At 58.7% G+C, this 16,762-nt stretch carries 13 protein-coding genes; 8 read left to right on the forward strand and 5 right to left on the reverse strand.

Annotation, left to right across the window (positions count from 1 at the left end; all coding sequences use genetic code 11):
* The first annotated feature begins 128 nt into the window (after positions 1 to 128).
* The 4 genes from ABJO61_RS04510 (at position 129) to ABJO61_RS04525 (ending at position 5,089) form a co-directional block, all read left to right on the forward strand.
* Positions 129 to 1,658 carry a carboxyl transferase domain-containing protein gene (locus ABJO61_RS04510; protein WP_348327260.1) on the forward strand — a complete coding sequence of 510 codons (1,530 nt, stop codon included), beginning with the start codon at positions 129 to 131 and terminating at the stop codon, positions 1,656 to 1,658.
* Between the two features lie 10 nt (positions 1,659 to 1,668).
* Positions 1,669 to 3,693, forward strand: a complete 2,025-nt coding sequence (locus ABJO61_RS04515) for an acetyl/propionyl/methylcrotonyl-CoA carboxylase subunit alpha (protein WP_348327200.1) — start codon at positions 1,669 to 1,671, stop codon at positions 3,691 to 3,693.
* The gene (locus ABJO61_RS04520) at positions 3,690 to 4,124 is read left to right on the forward strand and encodes a DUF1489 domain-containing protein (RefSeq protein WP_348327203.1); all 435 of its coding nucleotides are present in this window, start codon (positions 3,690 to 3,692) and stop codon (positions 4,122 to 4,124) included. The genes ABJO61_RS04515 and ABJO61_RS04520 overlap by 4 nt, the downstream gene beginning before the upstream one ends.
* Positions 4,125 to 4,195: 71 nt before the next feature.
* Positions 4,196 to 5,089 carry an alpha/beta hydrolase gene (locus ABJO61_RS04525; protein WP_348327206.1) on the forward strand — a complete coding sequence of 298 codons (894 nt, stop codon included), beginning with the start codon at positions 4,196 to 4,198 and terminating at the stop codon, positions 5,087 to 5,089.
* 6 nt (positions 5,090 to 5,095) lie between these two features.
* On the opposite strand, the gene panC is transcribed toward ABJO61_RS04525, so the two are convergent.
* From panC to ABJO61_RS04545, 4 genes are all read right to left on the reverse strand, one after another.
* The gene (gene panC, locus ABJO61_RS04530) at positions 5,096 to 5,962 is read right to left on the reverse strand and encodes a pantoate--beta-alanine ligase (RefSeq protein ID WP_348327208.1); all 867 of its coding nucleotides are present in this window, start codon (positions 5,960 to 5,962) and stop codon (positions 5,096 to 5,098) included.
* Between the two features lie 393 nt (positions 5,963 to 6,355).
* On the reverse strand, positions 6,356 to 7,534 hold the full coding sequence (locus ABJO61_RS04535; RefSeq protein WP_348327211.1) for an iron-containing alcohol dehydrogenase: 1,179 nt from the start codon (positions 7,532 to 7,534) through the stop codon (positions 6,356 to 6,358).
* Entirely contained in the window at positions 7,531 to 8,925 is a 1,395-nt protein-coding gene (locus ABJO61_RS04540; RefSeq protein WP_348327215.1) for an aldehyde dehydrogenase family protein, read from the reverse strand. Before ABJO61_RS04540 ends, ABJO61_RS04535 begins: the two co-directional genes overlap by 4 nt.
* Complete coding sequence (locus ABJO61_RS04545) at positions 8,922 to 10,289, reverse strand: glutamine synthetase family protein (protein WP_348327218.1); 1,368 nt, start codon at positions 10,287 to 10,289, stop codon at positions 8,922 to 8,924. Before ABJO61_RS04545 ends, ABJO61_RS04540 begins: the two co-directional genes overlap by 4 nt.
* Positions 10,290 to 10,518: 229 nt before the next feature.
* Between ABJO61_RS04545 and ABJO61_RS04550 the strand changes: the two genes are divergently transcribed.
* On the forward strand, positions 10,519 to 11,361 hold the full coding sequence (locus tag ABJO61_RS04550) for a division plane positioning ATPase MipZ (RefSeq protein WP_348327221.1): 843 nt from the start codon (positions 10,519 to 10,521) through the stop codon (positions 11,359 to 11,361).
* 6 nt (positions 11,362 to 11,367) lie between these two features.
* Here the strand turns inward: ABJO61_RS04550 and ABJO61_RS04555 are convergent, their stop codons facing one another.
* On the reverse strand, positions 11,368 to 13,014 hold the full coding sequence (locus ABJO61_RS04555; protein WP_348327224.1) for a D-alanyl-D-alanine carboxypeptidase: 1,647 nt from the start codon (positions 13,012 to 13,014) through the stop codon (positions 11,368 to 11,370).
* 450 nt (positions 13,015 to 13,464) lie between these two features.
* On the opposite strand from ABJO61_RS04555, the gene clpS reads away from it, so the two are divergent.
* From clpS to ABJO61_RS04570, 3 genes are all read left to right on the forward strand, one after another.
* Positions 13,465 to 13,797, forward strand: a complete 333-nt coding sequence (gene clpS, locus ABJO61_RS04560; RefSeq protein WP_348327263.1) for an ATP-dependent Clp protease adapter ClpS — start codon at positions 13,465 to 13,467, stop codon at positions 13,795 to 13,797.
* Between the two features lie 51 nt (positions 13,798 to 13,848).
* Positions 13,849 to 16,233 (forward strand): ATP-dependent Clp protease ATP-binding subunit ClpA, encoded by a 2,385-nt coding sequence (gene clpA, locus ABJO61_RS04565; protein ID WP_348327227.1) that lies wholly within the window; start codon positions 13,849 to 13,851, stop codon positions 16,231 to 16,233.
* Positions 16,234 to 16,341: 108 nt separating this feature from the next.
* Complete coding sequence (locus tag ABJO61_RS04570) at positions 16,342 to 16,707, forward strand: VOC family protein (RefSeq protein WP_348327230.1); 366 nt, start codon at positions 16,342 to 16,344, stop codon at positions 16,705 to 16,707.
* Positions 16,708 to 16,762 lie beyond the last annotated feature (55 nt).

Consider the following 16,762-nt stretch of genomic DNA (forward strand, 5'->3'; position numbering starts at 1 on the left):
TGCCTGCCCTTAAATACGAACGTATGATCGTTTTTATAAAAAATCCAGCCCGAGGAATGAAGGCCGTGGCCATTCTGAAGACAAGCGTCAATACGCGGGATGCCCGCTTCAAGGAAAACGCGGAAGCGATGGCGGCGCTGACCGCCGCGCTCAATGTGGAGAGGGCGCAGGCGGCGCTCGGTGGCGATGAGCGCTCGCGCGAGCGTCACGTGTCGCGAGGCAAGATGCTCCCTCGGGAGCGTGTCTTTGGACTCATCGACCCGGGTACACCATTCCTCGAGCTGTCTCCCATGGCGGCGCATGGCATGTATGGCGAGGCGATCAACGCTGCCGGCATTATTACCGGTATCGGACGGGTTGCGGGGCTGGAATGCGTGATCGTTTGTAATGATGCGACGATCAAGGGTGGAACCTACTACCCCATGACGGTGAAGAAACATCTGCGTGCGCAGGAGGTGGCGCTCGAAAACAATCTTCCCTGTTTTTATCTCGTGGATTCCGGCGGTGCGAACTTGCCGAACCAGGCGGATATTTTTCCGGACAGGGAGCATTTCGGCCGTATTTTTTACAATCAGGCGCGCATGTCCGCGAAGGGAATTCCGCAGGTTGCGGTCGTCATGGGGTCGTGCACGGCGGGTGGTGCTTATGTGCCTGCCATGTCCGATGAGACAGTTATCGTACGCAAGCAGGGCACGATTTTCCTCGGCGGACCGCCGCTTGTGAAGGCGGCAACAGGTGAGATCGTAACGGCAGAAGACCTCGGTGGTGCCGACGTTCATTCTCGCAAGTCGGGCGTCACCGATCATTATGCGGTGGATGATGCCCATGCACTCGCTATCGCCCGCCAGATTGCGGGTACGCTTAATAGAAAGAAGTCCGTCGCTATTCCTCTCGCCGAGCCGAAGGCACCGCTTTACGACACGGCAGAGCTCGATGGCGTTGTACCCGCTTCGCTTTCCGTTCAGTACGACGTGCGGGAAGTGATCGCACGGCTGGTGGACGGCTCCGATTTCGACGAGTTCAAGAAGCTCTACGGCACAACGCTTGTCTGCGGTTTTGCTCACATACACGGGCTTCCAGTCGGCATAATCGCGAATAACGGCATTCTCTTTTCGGAATCGGCCCTGAAGGGAGCTCATTTCATCGAACTCTGCTGTCAGCGCAAGGTGCCACTTCTTTTTCTCCAGAACATTGCAGGTTTCATGGTCGGCCGTGAATATGAAACCGGCGGTATCGCCAAGGATGGCGCCAAGCTGGTGACGGCGGTGGCGTCGGCCAATGTGCCGAAGGTCACGCTGATCATCGGCGGCTCCTACGGCGCGGGCAATTACGGCATGTGCGGCCGCGCCTATTCGCCCCGGTTCCTTTTTACCTGGCCGAATGCGCGCATTTCCGTGATGGGCGGCGAGCAGGCGGCGAGCGTTCTCGCGACCGTTCATCGCGATGCGGATAAATGGACGCCGGAAGAAGCCAACGCCTTCAAGGCACCGATCCGCGCAAAGTATGACGAGGAAGGGCACCCCTGGTTTGCGACGGCGCGGCTATGGGATGACGGCATCATCGCTCCTTCGGAGACGCGGCGCGTCCTGGCGCTCGCCTTCTCCGCAACGCTTAACGCAGAAATACCGGAGACGCCCTTTGGCGTCTTCCGGATGTGAGGAGAGGCACATGTTCAAATCTCTCCTCATTGCCAATCGCGGCGAAATCGCCGTCCGCATCATCCGCACCGCGCGTCGCATGGGCCTGAAGACCATAGCGGTCTATTCAGACGCCGATGCCAATGCTTATCACGTGGCGGAAGCCGACGAGGCCTACCGGATCGGGTCTGCACCGGCGGCCGAGAGTTATCTGCGGGTAGAGGCCATACTGGACGCTTGCGCGCGGTCCGGCGCAGAGGCGGTCCATCCGGGCTACGGCTTTCTCTCGGAGAATGCGAGCTTTGCGGACGCCTGCGCGAAAGCGGGGCTCATTTTCGTCGGACCGCAGGCAGATGCAATCCGTGCGATGGGGCTCAAGGATGCAGCCAAGGCGCTGATGGAGAAGGCAGGGGTGCCTGTCGTTCCCGGCTATCACGGGGACAATCAGGACGTGGATTTTCTAAGCGCGCAAGCGGAGAAAATCGGCTACCCGGTTCTCATCAAGGCTGTGGCAGGCGGAGGTGGCAAGGGTATGCGCCGTGTCGACGATCCCGCCGATTTCGGGAGGGAGCTCAAAAGCGCGCAACGCGAGGCGGGCTCCGCTTTCGGTGACGAGCGTGTGCTGGTCGAAAAATATGTAGCGCGTCCGCGTCATATCGAAATTCAGGTCTTTGCAGACAACCATGGGCAGGCCGTGTCACTTCACGAGCGCGATTGCTCGTTGCAGCGCCGTCACCAAAAGGTGATCGAGGAAGCGCCCGCGCCAGGAATGCCGCCCGAGATGCGGAAAGCCATGGGCGAGGCGGCGGTCGCGGCTGCCAAGGCTATCGGCTATAGCGGCGCAGGCACGGTCGAGTTCATTGCCGATGCGAGCGAAGGCCTGAAGACCGACGGTTTCTGGTTCATGGAAATGAATACGCGGCTTCAGGTGGAGCATCCGGTGACGGAAGCGATCACCGGGCTCGATCTCGTGGAATGGCAACTCCGCGTTGCGGGCGGCGGGCATCTGCCCATGACACAGAGTGAGGTGCCGCTGAATGGCCATGCTGTTGAAGTACGACTCTATGCAGAAGATCCTGCGAAGAAGTTTTTTCCATCGACCGGCAAGGTGCTGAGATTGCGTGCACCCTCCAACATGCCCCATGTCCGTACCGACATGGGTGTACGCGAGGGTGATGAAGTCAGCATGTTTTATGACCCGATGATCGGGAAGATCATAGCGCATGGTGAGACGCGGCTGATTGCGCTCCGCACACTCCGGGGATTTCTTTCGCGCATGGAAGTGGCGGGTCCGAAAACCAATCTCGCCTTTCTTGCTGCTGTCATGGGGCATGATGCCTTCATGGCCGGGGATATCGATACAGGGTTCATTGACCGCCATCTTGAGGATCTTGTTCCCATGCGAGGTGTGGGATCACGTGTTCTCGCCCTCGGCGTGGCGGGGCATCTTCTGCGACGCAAAGCTGAGGCCGAGGTTGTGCAACAGCGGCGAGATGAACCCCGTTCACCCTGGGCTGCGAATGACAGCTGGGTTCTTGGCGGACACCGGAGCGAAGTGCTGAAGTTTGCTGTCGCGGGCGAGGAGGTTACGCTCACTGTCATGCCAGAAGGTGATAGCTGGCGTATTGCTGGAGCGCGCCCCGATGGTGAAGAGGTCATCGTCTCGGCCGTCATGGATGATGATCATGTGCTGACCGCGACGGTTGACGGGGTTCGCCTCACGGCTTCTTGCGTGGAAAAAGGGACAGGCCTTATCCTCATCCATGAAGGTGCTGCGACCGAATTCGAGATTGTTGACCCGATGGACGTTGACGTGGCATCGGATGCGGATACTGGAGCGCTCAAGGCACCGATGCCCGGCAAGATCATCCAGGTACTGGCTGAGGCGGGTACCAAAGTGAGGAAAGGTGCCGGGCTTGTCGTGATGGAAGCGATGAAGATGGAACAGACGCTGGTCGCGGGAATGGATTCCCTCGTCGCAGATGTTCGTGTGGCTGTCGGTGACCAGGTAGAGGCGGGCGCTGTGCTTGTGTCCTTTGAGGAGAAGGCGGAGTGACGGTTCACCTCGTCAAGCTTTGCGTCGGTGCCGAGGATATTTCAGACCTGGCGGCATGGCAGGCCGCGCGCCTTGCTGAAAAGAAGAAACTGAAGCAGCCGCAGGTTCTTGCTCATGTAACGCGCATGACGCCCAAGCGCGCCGACGAACTTCTCGCAGGCGGTTCGCTCTACTGGGTGATGAAAGGCGTTATCCGGTGCCGTCAGAAACTTATCGGTATCGAGCCTTTCACGGATAATGAAGGGGTCGGACGCTGTCGGCTTGTCCTCGACGAGGAGATCGTGGCAACGCGGCGACAGGAGCGGCGGCCTTTCCAGGGCTGGCGCTATCTGGACCCGAAGGACGCCCCCTCCGATGTGAAAAAGGGCGAAGCCGAAGACGACATGCCAGAGGAAATGCGCCGGGAGCTGGAAGAGCTGGGGCTTCTCTGAACCCACCCCAAAGAGCGGGTGACAGTGCGCTCCTGCCGTGCTGGTGTTGGAAAAACACGAGGGAGGGGACAATGCGGCGCGATATCGAGTTTCAGACGGAAGACGGCGTGACGCTTCGCGGCTGGTTCTACCAGGGCAAGGGAGTGAAGGGGCCTGCGCCTACGGTCGTGATGGCGCATGGCTTTTCTGCCGTGAAGGAAATGTATCTCGGAGACTTCGCGGAATTCTTCGCGGAGGAGGGGATATCCTCGCTCGTCTACGATCATCGGAATTGCGGCGCCAGCGACGGAACCCCGCGCGGACATCTCGATCCTCGCGAGCAGATCGATGGATACCGCGATGCCATCACCCATGTACAGGCTATGGATGAGGTGGACGAGAACCGTATCGGTATCTGGGGGTCGAGTTATTCAGGAGGCCATGTGCTCGTCGTCGGTGCGATCGACCGGCGGGTCAAATGCGTCGTTTCCCAGGTGCCGCTTGTCGCGGGGCTCGAGTCGGCGCGACGGCTTATTCGCGGCGATCACTGGAAAGCGACAAGGGCCGGTTTCGAGGCGGACCGTGCAGCGCGGATGCGCGGCGAGCCGAATGCCCGTGTGCCGGTGACAGCGCCGGAAGGCGAGCCCTGCGCGCTTCCGACGGCCGACACTTATGCGTTCTTCACCGAGTTCACCAGGTCGAATTCGACCAATTGGGAGAACGAGGTAACGCTGCAGTCTGTTGAGCTCTTTACGGAGTACGAACCGGGTATATATGCGTCGCGTATATCACCGACGCCACTTCTTCTGGTCGCAGCGCTGGAGGATCATCTGACGCCCTACGACATGACAGCACGAGTCTACGAAGACGCATTGGAGCCCAAGAAATTCCTGCAACTTCCTTGCGGCCATTTCCAGGCCTATACCGGGGACATGTTCAAGATGTCGGCCCCCGTACAGCGCGACTGGTTCAAGACGTATCTTTGAGATGCTTCAGACCGGCATATTGTCGATGAGGCGTGTTTTGCCGATCTTTGCGGCAACAAGAATACGTGCCGGAGCCGTCGGCCTGTCATCAGGAAAGGCGGCGAGCGAAGTTGAATCGCGGATTTCCAGATAATCGAGCTTTTCGAAGCCGAGCGCGAGAATGCGCTTTCCACCTTTTGCCGTTGCGTCCGAAATCGACGCGCCGTTCGCCACGCTTGCTGCCGTTTCGCGCAGGATCACATTGAGCTGCCCGGCCGACTTTCGTTCTTCCGGTGAGAGGTAAACATTGCGCGATGACAAGGCGAGACCATCCGGTTCGCGCATGATAGGACCGCCGAGGATTTGGGTCGGGATATCTAGATCCGCCACCATGCGGCGGATCACCATGAGTTGCTGCCAGTCCTTCTCGCCGAAGATTGCGATATCCGGCATGGCACGAAGAATGAGCTTTGCAACGACGGTGGCGACACCTGCAAAATGCGTGGGGCGGAATGTTCCCTCGAGCGGTTCGCTGACACCCGTGAGGGAAATCGTCGTCGAGAACCCCTCCGGGTACATGTCGTCGGCATTCGGTGCGAAGATCAGGTCCGCCTTGCCTTCAAGTTTGGCGGCGTCTGCTGCTTCGGTGCGGGGATAAGCGGAGAAATCCTCGTTTGGCGCAAACTGCGTGGGATTGACGAAGATGGAGACAATGGTCCGGTCCGCATTCTTGCGCGCTTGATCGACAAGCGAGAGATGGCCTTCGTGCAATGCGCCCATGGTTGGCACGAGGGCGACGCTCAGCCCCTCTTTGCGCCAGGCGGCAACAGCCTCTCGGAGATCGGCGGCGCTGCGTGCAACTGAAATTTCATAGCTCTCGGTATCGAGCGGCATGGTCGTATCCTCCGGTAAGCCGCGCGGAAGATAGCGGCGCAAAGGACAGACATCAATTGCGCTCGATTTCGTGCAGGAGAGACTTATATCTTCATCATGAAACAGATTTTGTCCGTCACTTTTGCTGTCCTGATTGCGGCCCCTGCGTTTGCACGCGGCCCTACGTCACCCGAGCTGCCGCAACTCCAGACCATTCCGAATCCTGTGGCAAAGCCGGAACCACGCAAAAGCTTCATCCCCGGCCATAAGAGCGAATATGGCGGGTGGGTAAGGCCGCAAATGCGCGAAGGCGCACCTATTCCGCCGGTCGCGCCATCACAGGAGTCGAAGGGGTATATACCCGGTCACTATGACAAAGACGGCAACTGGGTGCCGGGGCAGCCTCACTGAGGATCAGGTGAGACGCCCTTCAATGGCATTCGCGTAAAGCGCTTCATAGGCGGGAACGCTCATCGGGACCGGATTTCCGCCATTCGAGGGGTCGTCAAGCGCCATGATGGCAGCTTCGGGAATGATGTCGGTATCGACGCCAATTTCCTTCAGCGTATGCGGAATACCAACTTCCTCGCGCAAACCCAGCACCCAGTCCACAAAGCCGGAAAAACTCTGGTTCTTGAGGTTGAGGTAGCGTGCGGCGGCTGTCAGCTTATCCTCGATGGCAGCCTTGTTGTGGACGAGCACATAGGGCATCACCACGGCATTGGTGAGGCCGTGATGTGTGCCGCGTAGCGAGGAGCAGGGGTGACTCATTGCGTGCATCGAGCCGAGCCCCTTCTGGAACGCGGTCGCCCCCATGGACGAGGCAGCCATCATGAAGGCCCGAGCCTCGACATTGCTGCCATGTTTCGTTGCCTCGGGTAGCCAATCCTTGACGAGCCGCATGCCTTCCAGGGCAACGCCCTGCGCAAGCGGGTGCCAGAAGGGCGAGCACCAGGCTTCAAGATTGTGGGAGAGCGCGTCCATGCCGGTTGCTGCCGTTATGTGAGGCGGCAGGCCGGTGGTCAGTTCCGGATCGCAGATCACATCGACCGGCATCATCTTCGGGTGGAAGATGATCTTCTTGGTGTGATCGCTTTCATCTGTGATGACGGCGGCGCGGCCGACCTCGGAGCCCGTACCTGCCGTTGTCGGGATAGCGATTACCGGCGCGATGCCTTCAGGATCTGCACGTGTCCACCAGTCTTCCCGGTCTTCATAGTCCCACATAGGCCGGGTCTGGCCGGACATGAAGGCGATAGCCTTACCTGCGTCCATGGCGCTGCCTCCGCCGATAACGATGACGCCATCATGCTTGCCATTGCGGAAGACCTTGAGACCTGCTTCGACATCGGAGCCGACAGGGTTCGGGTGAACATCGGTGAAGAGAGCAGGGGGGATGCCGTTCTTTTCGAGCAAGGCAAGCGTTTCTGCAATCATCGGCAGTGGCTTCAAGCCTGGATCGGTCACGAGCAGAGGCCGGTTCATGCTGGCCACCGAACAGGCTTCTGCCAGTTCTGCAATACGCCCCGGACCGAAGCGCATCTTGGTCGGGAAGTTCCAGTTGCCGTTCAGGCTCGGATAGGCATCCATCATTTTGTTCTGGTTCTCAGGTGAAAGCTCTTCGGCCGGGTCACGTATTCGTAGCCGACGCGCGAAAGGGTGGCGCCCCGCCCGCTATCCTTGACGCCGGTCCATGCAAGAGCAGGGTCGAGATAATCGCAGCGATTGAGGAAGAAAGTGCCCGTGTCGATTTGCTCCCCGATTTTTTCCCCGGCGTCCTCGTCTTCCGTCCAGACGGATGCTGTGAGCCCATAGGGGCTGTCGTTCATGAGTTTGACCGCCTCCTCATCGGAGTGAACCTTCATGATACCGACGACCGGACCGAAGGTTTCGTCCCGCATCACATCCATCTGATGGTTCACGTCGACCAGGACCTCGGGACCGAGATAGGGCGTCCCCGCCTTCGATGCGGGGAAATGTGTTTCGCCCACCAAGGCCCGCGCACCGGTACGCTTGGCTTGCTCGATCTGGCCACGGACGAAGGTGGCTGCCGAGGTGCGCACCATTGGACCAATGGTTGTTTCCGGGTCGAGCGGATTTCCAAGCTTGTACTTTTTCGTGAGGTCCGCGAAACCCTCGACGAAGTCGTCATAGACGTCCGCGTGGACATAAAGACGTTCCTTGCCGCAGCAGGACTGGCCGGAATTGAAATAGGCGCCATCCACCAGATTTTCGACGGCGAAGGGCAGGTTCGCGTCGGCCCGTATGTAGGCTGGATCCTTGCCGCCAAGTTCAAGTCCGATACCGACAAATCTGTCCGAGGCGGCCTTCACGACGGCATGGCCGCCGCCGACCGAGCCCGTGAACATGACCAGATCGGTGCGCGGATCCGCAATCGTGCGCTCCGTTGCATCGTGGCTCATATGTGCGACCTGGAAAAGGCCGTCCGGGGCGCCCGCCTTTGCAAAGGCTGTTGCAAAGCGTTCGGCACAAAGGGGCGTCTGGCCCGAATGCTTCAGGATTACCGCATTGCCGGCCATGATAGCGGGCACTACTGAGTTTACGGCAATGAGATATGGGAAGTTCCAGGCGGCGACGACGAGAACAGTTCCAATCGGTTCGCGACGGACCCAGCGGCGAAAGCCTTCCTTGGGGCCTGCGTCGATGTCCGCCAAGGCGTCTCCTGCGATCGCGATCATGTAGCGCGCGCGCTCTTCGAAGCCCTTGAGTTCACCCGCTCCAAAAGCAACGGGACGCCCCATCTGCCAGGCAAGTTCGGGGACAATTTCGTCTTTCATCGCGAGGAAGGCCTCGACGAAGCGCAGGCAAAGCGAGGCGCGCTCTGCCACCGGCACGTATTTCCAGGCAACTTGTGCTGCCTTCGCAACCGACAAGGCGCCGTCGATTTCAGCCCACGTCGTGAGAGGGCGTTCGGCGTAAACGCTTCCGTCGACCGGGGATATGACCTTCAGTGTATCGCTCATCCGCGCTCAAAGCCTCTCAACAGTTCCCAGTCCGTGATGCGGCGCTCATATTCCATCTGCTCCCAACGGCCCGCATGAAGATAATGTTCGACCACATCTTCGCCGAGTGCGGCACGGAGCGTATCCGATTTTTCCAGCGCCGTAAGTGCGTCACGAAGGCTTTTGGGAAGGGAAGGGATGCCCGCACCGCCATAGGCATCGCCGGTAAACTCGGGTTGGAGAGCGAGTTTTTGTTCGACCCCCTGCAGGCCGGCCGCGAGCAGCGCGGCATAAGCCAGATAGGGATTGAGGTCCGCGCCGCCGATCCGGCACTCAATTCGCAGGCTCTTGCCCTTACCGCACATGCGGAAACCGGCAGTGCGATTGTCATTCGACCAGACGATGTTGGTCGGCGCGAAGGAGCCGTCCACGAAACGCTTGTAGGAATTGACCTGGGGGGCAAGGAAATAGGTGAGTTCATGTGCGTGGCGGAGCTGCCCGGCGAGAAAATTCTGGCAAAGTGCCGACATTCCATGGGGCTCGGACCCTTCTTCAAAGAAGTGGGCTTCTTTCGCCTTTTCATCCCAGAGCGACATGTGAATATGGCAGGAAGAGCCGGCGAGTTCGTAGTTCCACTTCGCCATGAAGGTCACAGCCCTGCCATGCAGCCAGGCGATTTCCTTGATACCATTTTTCAGTAGCGTGTGCCGGTCGGCCATCTCCAGTGCCTCGGCATAGCGCACATTGATCTCCTCCTGTCCGGGGCCCCATTCGCCTTTGGAGTTTTCGACGGGGATGCCTGCGCCTTCAAGGCCCGTGCGGATAGCACGCATGATGCCTTCTTCTTTTGTTGTGGCGAAGACGTGATAGTCCTCAATGTACCAATTGGGGCTTTTGAGGTTTTGATAGCGCTTCTCGTGTGCGCTTTCGAAGGTTTCGTCGAAAAGGTAGAATTCAAGCTCCGACGCCGTGAAGGCCTTCATCTTCATGGCGGCAATACGCTTCAATTGCCTTTTTAGTATCGATCGAGGGGCGTGCGGTACGTCTTCGCCGTGATGGTCGACTGTGTCGCAGATTACGATGGCTGTGCCCGGCAGCCAGGGAACGCGCCTCAGTGTCGCGATGTCGGGTTTCAGCGCGAAGTCGCCATAGCCCTGCGCCCAGCTTGCCGCCTTGTAGCCGGGGACTGGTTCCATATCCGTGTCGACAGTGAGCAGGTAGTTGCATGCATGCGTTTCGTGGACGCCTGTATCGAGAAAGAAGGGCGCGGCCATTCGTTTTCCAACCAAGCGCCCCTGCATATCCGGCATTGCCATGACGACGGTGTCGATTTCACCGGATGAGACAAGGTCGGAGAGCTGGTCGAGGGTGAGCATGCCATTCATTCGGAAAATCCCGGAGGTTGTCGCCAAGGAGATGAAGGGCAGCGGTGTTTCTCGCGCTACCGTCAGCCAATAGATCAAGTGTAGCCACAGAGATGGGGGAGGCCGCAAGAGCCGGATGAACGGCCCGTTAGATATCCCTGGGGCGGGAATGTTGACGCGTTCCCGGCGAGCACCCAAACTCCGCACGATTCGGCAGAGATGCCGGAGGTTTTGGGAACGGGCGGGTTGAATGACAAGCGAGTTGCAGGCGAACAGGCCTGCTCATGTAATCGTACTCGGCAACGAAAAAGGCGGTTCGGGCAAGACAACAACCGCCATGCACATCATTGCCCACCTGCTGCATGCAGGCTACCGGGTCGGTTCAATAGATCTTGATGGGCGACAGCGGTCTCTGACCCGCTACGTGGAAAACCGGCGTGTTTGGGCCGATGCGGCAAATGTCAATCTGGTCATGCCGGACCATGTGGTGATTACCCGGTCGACGCTCGATACCGTCGCTGAGGCGAATGCCGCCGAGATGGCGGAGCTCGATGAGACGATAGCTCGCCTTTCTTTGGCGAACGACTACCTGGTAATTGATTGCCCTGGCAGCGATAATAATCTTTCGCGTCTCGGGCACGCTCGTGCGGACACGCTTATCACACCGATGAATGACAGTTTTGTGGATTTCGATCTGCTGGGACGTGTCGATCCTCAGACCTACAGGGTCAAGGGACCCAGCGTTTATAGCGAGATGGTATGGGAGTGCCGCAAACGGCGCGTCATGTCGGACGGAGGCGAGATTGACTGGATCGTCGTTCGCAACCGTCTTTCCCATCTGGATGCCAAGAACAAGCGCCGCGTCGAGGCCGTTCTTGATGCGCTGGCCCAGCGGATTGGCTTTCGCTCCGGTCCCGGCTTTGGCGAGCGTGTCATCTTCCGTGAGATGTTTCCCTCTGGGCTTACGCTTCTAGATCTGAGAGAGGAAGGCGTCGACACGCAGATGTCGATGTCTCATGTGGCGGCCCGCGCCGAAGTGCGAGCTCTTGCCGATGCCCTCAATTTGCCAGGACGATCTGCAGAAGACGCCTAAAGACGTTTAGCCTCGGCGCTTTTCACTATTTTCGGTCGCCTGTGGCAGGGTCCAGTTCGCTGGCGGGATCGCAATGCACTGAATGGCTTCGCGTGCGAGGCGCCCGCAGGCGTTCCGGGCGGCGACCTCACCGTCGAAGCCCCCGAAGCGGGACCGGTAAAGCGTGCGATTGTCGGCGGTCTTTACCGGGACGGTAACGGGAACAGCTTCACCCAGCTCGGAGGGCGCGGCGCGCATGGCCTTGCGGATGCTGTCGACTGCGTCCGATTGCTCGGCATAGGCGCCGATCTGGATAATCCAGGTCCCATCCGGAATCAGAGGATCGCCTTCGCGCCATGACTGAGCCGCCTGCGGCTCGCGGCGTGTCGGGTCGTTCGCGGAGGTGCGGAGGAGAGGGCTGGCGGCGGCATCCGGGTTGATGGCGGCATTCGCCGGAGCCACCAGGAAGTTACCGATCTCGCGCCCAGCTTTGCGCACTGGACCTTCAGCGGTGCGCAGAGCGGCGACTGCATAGGCCGTAACGCTGTCGACGGGGGCCGCCGCGCTTACCGTGGTAGCGTCAGTCGTTTGCGGGGCGGCTACTGGCAAGGCGGCCATTTCGACGGACTTCGGCGTTTCAGTACCCAGGCCGTCGTTTGCGTAGGTTTCCTCATCCGGATCGCGCTCATCCTGAAGTGTCGAGGCGAGCTGGAGGAGGCCGGAGCGATCTTCGTCGGCCACAAGCCCGACCGGACGGACAATTGGCGTCGGCGGGGGAAGTGTGGCGGCCATCAGCGTATTGCCATCCTTTACGGCGACGGCGCGCGGGAATGCGGTGTCGAGGATCTCTACCATGCGAGCGTCGCGAAGTTTGGCTTTCTGGCCACCCATGACGACACCAATCAGGAACTTGTTGTCTCTCTCGACTGTCGCAGTGAGGTTGAAACCCGAAGCATTGGTGTATCCGGTCTTGAGGCCGGTCGTGCCTTTGTATTTCCCGAGCAGATGATTGTGATTGCGGATGCGGGATTTGCCCCAGACGAAATATTCTGTGCTGAAGTAATGATAATACCCAGGAAAATCCTCGCGCATACGCTTGGCCAGCGTCGCCTGATCCCGTGCCGTTGTCTTTTGAGCGCTGTTTGGCAGACCGGACGCGTTCTTGTACGTGGTGCGGGACATGCCAAGCGCATGTGCCTTCTTCGTCATCATGACGGCAAAGTTGTCTTCCGTGCCGGCCAGGAAAGCGCCCATGGACGAGGCAACATCATTTGCTGAGCGGGTAACAAGCGCAAGTATGGCGTCTTCGACGCTGATCGTCTGACCAGGACGCAAGCCCAGCTTCGAGGGGGGCATGCCCGCGCCTTTGGGCGTCATGGTAATCCGCGACTTGAGCGTAAATTTTTTGGCTTCCAGACCCTCAAAAAGAAGGTAGAGGGTCATTATCTTGGTCAGCGATGCCGGATAGCGGTACTCGTCTGCATTTCGGGAATAAAGGACTTTTCCCGAATAGGCATCCATCACAAGCGCCGCCGTGGGGGGCGTTGCTGCGTGAACCGGAAGCGCCAAAGCCCAAACGAAAGCTGCCATGATGCCCGCCGTAATAAAGCGGATGGCCATGCCAGTCAGGTTTGTGGAATTGCGCGCATTACTCGTGAGCGCAGGCCCCTGCATGTCGCTTAACCCCAGTTACCGACACGTTCTGCCCAAACGTGCCCCCAAAAACTTATCCCCAAAACTGTAGCGGCAGAACCACAGCTTGCGAAGTCCCTTCGTGCGAAAAATCACAAAAATCGCAGGTATCTTACGCGCTTACGGGTGAATGTGAGGATATGAAGTGTGTGTTACCAATTTATTAACAGGGTTAATATTTTGTTAACCGGAGCGGCGGGCGAGCCGGAATTGCGAGTTCTGGGCGTGGAAGGCGGAGGAGAATGGTGAGCGAGCGATTTTGCCTTGGCGGACGCTTCACAAGTCATCGTCGGGCCGCAACGAATCCGTCTACGATTGGGATGACCTTTGATTTTCGTTGTGATCGACTATCTATCAAAGAGTTGGAAGATTTTAGGGTTGCTGCTGCCGGGAGAGACCGGGGAGCAGAAAAGATTTCGGCAGGAACGGGGTATGTCTGACGACAGGCGGCGCGGTGATGAAGACGGTGGCTCTGGCACCGGTGTCATCACGAAGACGAAGCCGAAAACCAAGAAGCCCTCGCTCTACAAAGTGTTGCTGCTGAACGACGATTACACTCCTATGGAGTTCGTTGTTCATGTGTTGGAACACTTTTTCAACAAGGGGCGAGAAGAGGCGACTGTAATCATGCTCCACGTTCACCAGAACGGTGTGGGTGTGTGCGGTTTGTATACGTATGAGGTGGCGGAGACGAAGGTGACGCAGGTGATGGATTTCGCGCGCCAGCACCAACATCCGCTGCAATGTACGATGGAGAGAGAATAGTAGCGCGTTCGTTCAGGCTGTACCCAAGTTCAGCAGAAGGGAAGGTTCGGAGTGCCGACGTTTTCACGTAATCTGGAGGAGGGGCTTCATCGTGCGCTGGCGCTCGCCAACGAGCGTAACCACGAATATGCGACTCTGGAACATCTTCTGCTTTCCCTGATGGATGACAGTGATGCAGCCGCCGTGATGCGTGCCTGCAATGTCGATATGGATTTGTTGCGCCAGCAGCTAACCAATTATGTCGATAATGAACTTTCGAGCCTGGTCGTCGAGAATGGGGAAGACTCCAAGCCGACAGCGGGCTTCCAGCGCGTTATCCAGCGCGCGGTTATTCATGTCCAGTCGTCGGGCCGCGAAGAGGTGACGGGTGCGAATGTGCTCGTTGCCATGTTTGCCGAACGCGAAAGCCATGCTGCCTATTTCCTGCAGGAGCAGGATATGACGCGTTATGACGCCGTGAACTACATCAGCCACGGCATTGCGAAGCGCGGTGACATGAGTGAGACGCGCCCCGTGCGTGGTGCGCAGGAGGAAGCCGAAGCGGGCGAGCGTGGCCGGAGCAAGGAGCGCACGACGGAAGCCCTCGATAACTACTGCGTGAACCTGAATGAAAAGGCGAAGCAGGGGAAAATCGATCCTCTGATCGGCAGGGCGCGCGAAGTCGAGCGGACAATCCAGATTCTTTGCCGCCGCTCGAAGAACAACCCGCTCTTCGTCGGGGATCCCGGCGTGGGCAAGACAGCTATTGCAGAGGGGCTTGCGCGACGGATCGTCAAGGGCGAGGTGCCGGAAGTTCTGAAGGATGCGACAATATTCTCGCTCGATATGGGCACCTTGCTCGCCGGTACCCGCTATCGTGGCGATTTCGAAGAACGCATCAAGGCAGTCATCAAGGAGATCGAAGCCTATCCGGGCGCGATCATGTTCATCGACGAAATCCACACGGTGATTGGAGCTGGTGCGACGAGCGGCGGTGCAATGGACGCATCGAATCTGTTGAAGCCTGCACTGGCAAGTGGATCGGTGCGGTGCATCGGTTCAACGACCTACAAGGAATATAGGCAACACTTCGAAAAAGACCGGGCGCTTGTCCGCCGCTTCCAGAAAATCGATGTGGTCGAGCCTTCGGTTCCAGACTCCATCAAGATACTGAAGGGGCTCAAGCCTTACTTTGAGGAGTTCCACAAGGTTCGCTATACCAATGAAGCGGTGAAGGCGGCCGTCGAGCTTTCTTCCAAGTACATGCATGACCGGAAGCTGCCCGACAAGGCGATTGACGTGATCGATGAGGCCGGTGCCTCACAGATGCTTCTCGCCGAATCCCGGCGGAAAAAGACCATCGGTGTGGCCGAGATTGAGGCCGTAATCGCGACCATGGCTCGCATTCCGCCCAAGTCGGTTTCGAAGAGCGATACAGAAAAGCTCAAGGATCTCGACACCGAACTCAAGCGGGTGGTGTTTGGCCAGGATGCGGCGATCGACGCGCTTGCCGCTTCGATCAAGCTGGCGCGTGCAGGGTTGCGCGAAGCTGAAAAGCCCATCGGTTCCTATCTCTTCTCCGGTCCTACGGGCGTCGGAAAGACCGAGGTCGCCCGGCAGCTTGCCTCCGTTCTCGGTGTCGAGATGCTTCGCTTCGATATGTCCGAATATATGGAGCGGCATACTGTGTCGCGCTTGATCGGTGCGCCACCCGGATATGTCGGCTTCGACCAAGGCGGGCTTTTGACGGATGGCGTTGACCAGCATCCGCATTGCGTCTTGTTGCTCGATGAAATCGAAAAGGCCCATCCAGACCTCTTCAACATCCTGTTGCAGGTCATGGATCACGGAAAGCTGACCGATCACAACGGCAAGAAGATCGATTTCCGTAACGTGGTTCTCATCATGACCACGAATGCGGGGGCGGCGGATATGGCAAAGCCGACGATCGGCTTTTCGCAAAAAAAGCGGACTGGCGACGACGAAGATGCCATCAAGCGGCTCTTTACGCCGGAATTCCGCAATCGCCTCGATGCCGTTATCCCCTTCGGACATCTGCCGGAAGGGGTTATCGCGCAGGTAGTCGAGAAGTTCGTGCTTCAGCTCGAGGCGCAGCTCGCCGACCGCCATGTCACGATCGAGCTCACGCCTGAGGCAAACAAGTGGCTCGCCGAGCGCGGTTATGACGAGCAGATGGGTGCCCGGCCCTTGGCGCGGGTTATTCAGGAAAACATCAAGAAGCCGCTGGCGGACGAAGTTCTCTTCGGCAAACTGGTCAAGGGCGGTCATGTTCGTGTCGAAGTGACGGACGACGCGCTTGCCTTCGATATAGACCCCGCGCAACCGCGCAGCCCCAGCGGGGGCGGTCCGAAGAGGCCAAAGACGAAGAAGCCGCGCGACGGTTCGGGCGGCTCCGGTGGCGGGACGGTGCCCCAGGTGCCGCTTCTGGTGGAGTGAGTTATCCCCGCATCTGCGGGAAAACGAGACAGAGGACGGTCGGGATGGCTACATCCTGGACCGTCCTTTTTGTGTGTGACTAAAAAACAATCATCAGGGAGATGAAGGATGATCGGATACGTGATGGTCGGGACAAATGACCTCGATCGTGCGGTGGCATTTTATGACGATTTGCTTGCGGAGATTGGTGCCAAGCGTGCCATGTCGGATCCTGGCCGGTTTGTGGGGTGGAGCAATGGCGGGCCCATGCTCGCCGTTACAAAGCCTCACGATGGTAACAAAGCAACATTCGGTAACGGCACGATGGTCGCCTTGGCTGTCGGATCGCGTGAGAACGTGGACAAGGTGCATGCAAAGGCGTTGAGCCTTGGCGGCAAGGACGAAGGTGCGCCGGGCCTGCGTGGTGACACGTTCTATGGTGGCTATTTCCGTGATCTCGATGGCAACAAGTTCGTCGCCTTCCATTTTGGCTGATTGAGCAAGGGCAAGACGATAGAAAGGCCGCCGTGGTTTCCCGCGGCGGCCTTTG

The organism is Parvibaculum sp., assembly GCF_039973015.1.
In the GTDB taxonomy this organism is placed as follows: domain Bacteria; phylum Pseudomonadota; class Alphaproteobacteria; order Parvibaculales; family Parvibaculaceae; genus Parvibaculum.

Bases quoted from the DNA above. Each gene is read 5' to 3' on its own strand.
- ABJO61_RS04540 (WP_348327215.1), bottom strand. From the start codon at position 8,925: ATGAGCGATACACTGAAGGTCATATCCCCGGTCGACGGAAGCGTTTAC.
- ABJO61_RS04525 (WP_348327206.1), top strand. From the start codon at position 4,196: ATGCGGCGCGATATCGAGTTTCAGACGGAAGACGGCGTGACGCTTCGC.
- ABJO61_RS04570 (WP_348327230.1), top strand. From the start codon at position 16,342: ATGATCGGATACGTGATGGTCGGGACAAATGACCTCGATCGTGCGGTG.
- panC (WP_348327208.1), bottom strand. From the start codon at position 5,962: ATGCCGCTCGATACCGAGAGCTATGAAATTTCAGTTGCACGCAGCGCC.
- ABJO61_RS04555 (WP_348327224.1), bottom strand. From the start codon at position 13,014: ATGCAGGGGCCTGCGCTCACGAGTAATGCGCGCAATTCCACAAACCTG.
- ABJO61_RS04550 (WP_348327221.1), top strand. From the start codon at position 10,519: ATGACAAGCGAGTTGCAGGCGAACAGGCCTGCTCATGTAATCGTACTC.
- ABJO61_RS04535 (WP_348327211.1), bottom strand. From the start codon at position 7,534: ATGATGGATGCCTATCCGAGCCTGAACGGCAACTGGAACTTCCCGACC.
- ABJO61_RS04545 (WP_348327218.1), bottom strand. From the start codon at position 10,289: ATGAATGGCATGCTCACCCTCGACCAGCTCTCCGACCTTGTCTCATCC.
- clpS (WP_348327263.1), top strand. From the start codon at position 13,465: ATGTCTGACGACAGGCGGCGCGGTGATGAAGACGGTGGCTCTGGCACC.
- ABJO61_RS04515 (WP_348327200.1), top strand. From the start codon at position 1,669: ATGTTCAAATCTCTCCTCATTGCCAATCGCGGCGAAATCGCCGTCCGC.
- ABJO61_RS04510 (WP_348327260.1), top strand. From the start codon at position 129: ATGGCGGCGCTGACCGCCGCGCTCAATGTGGAGAGGGCGCAGGCGGCG.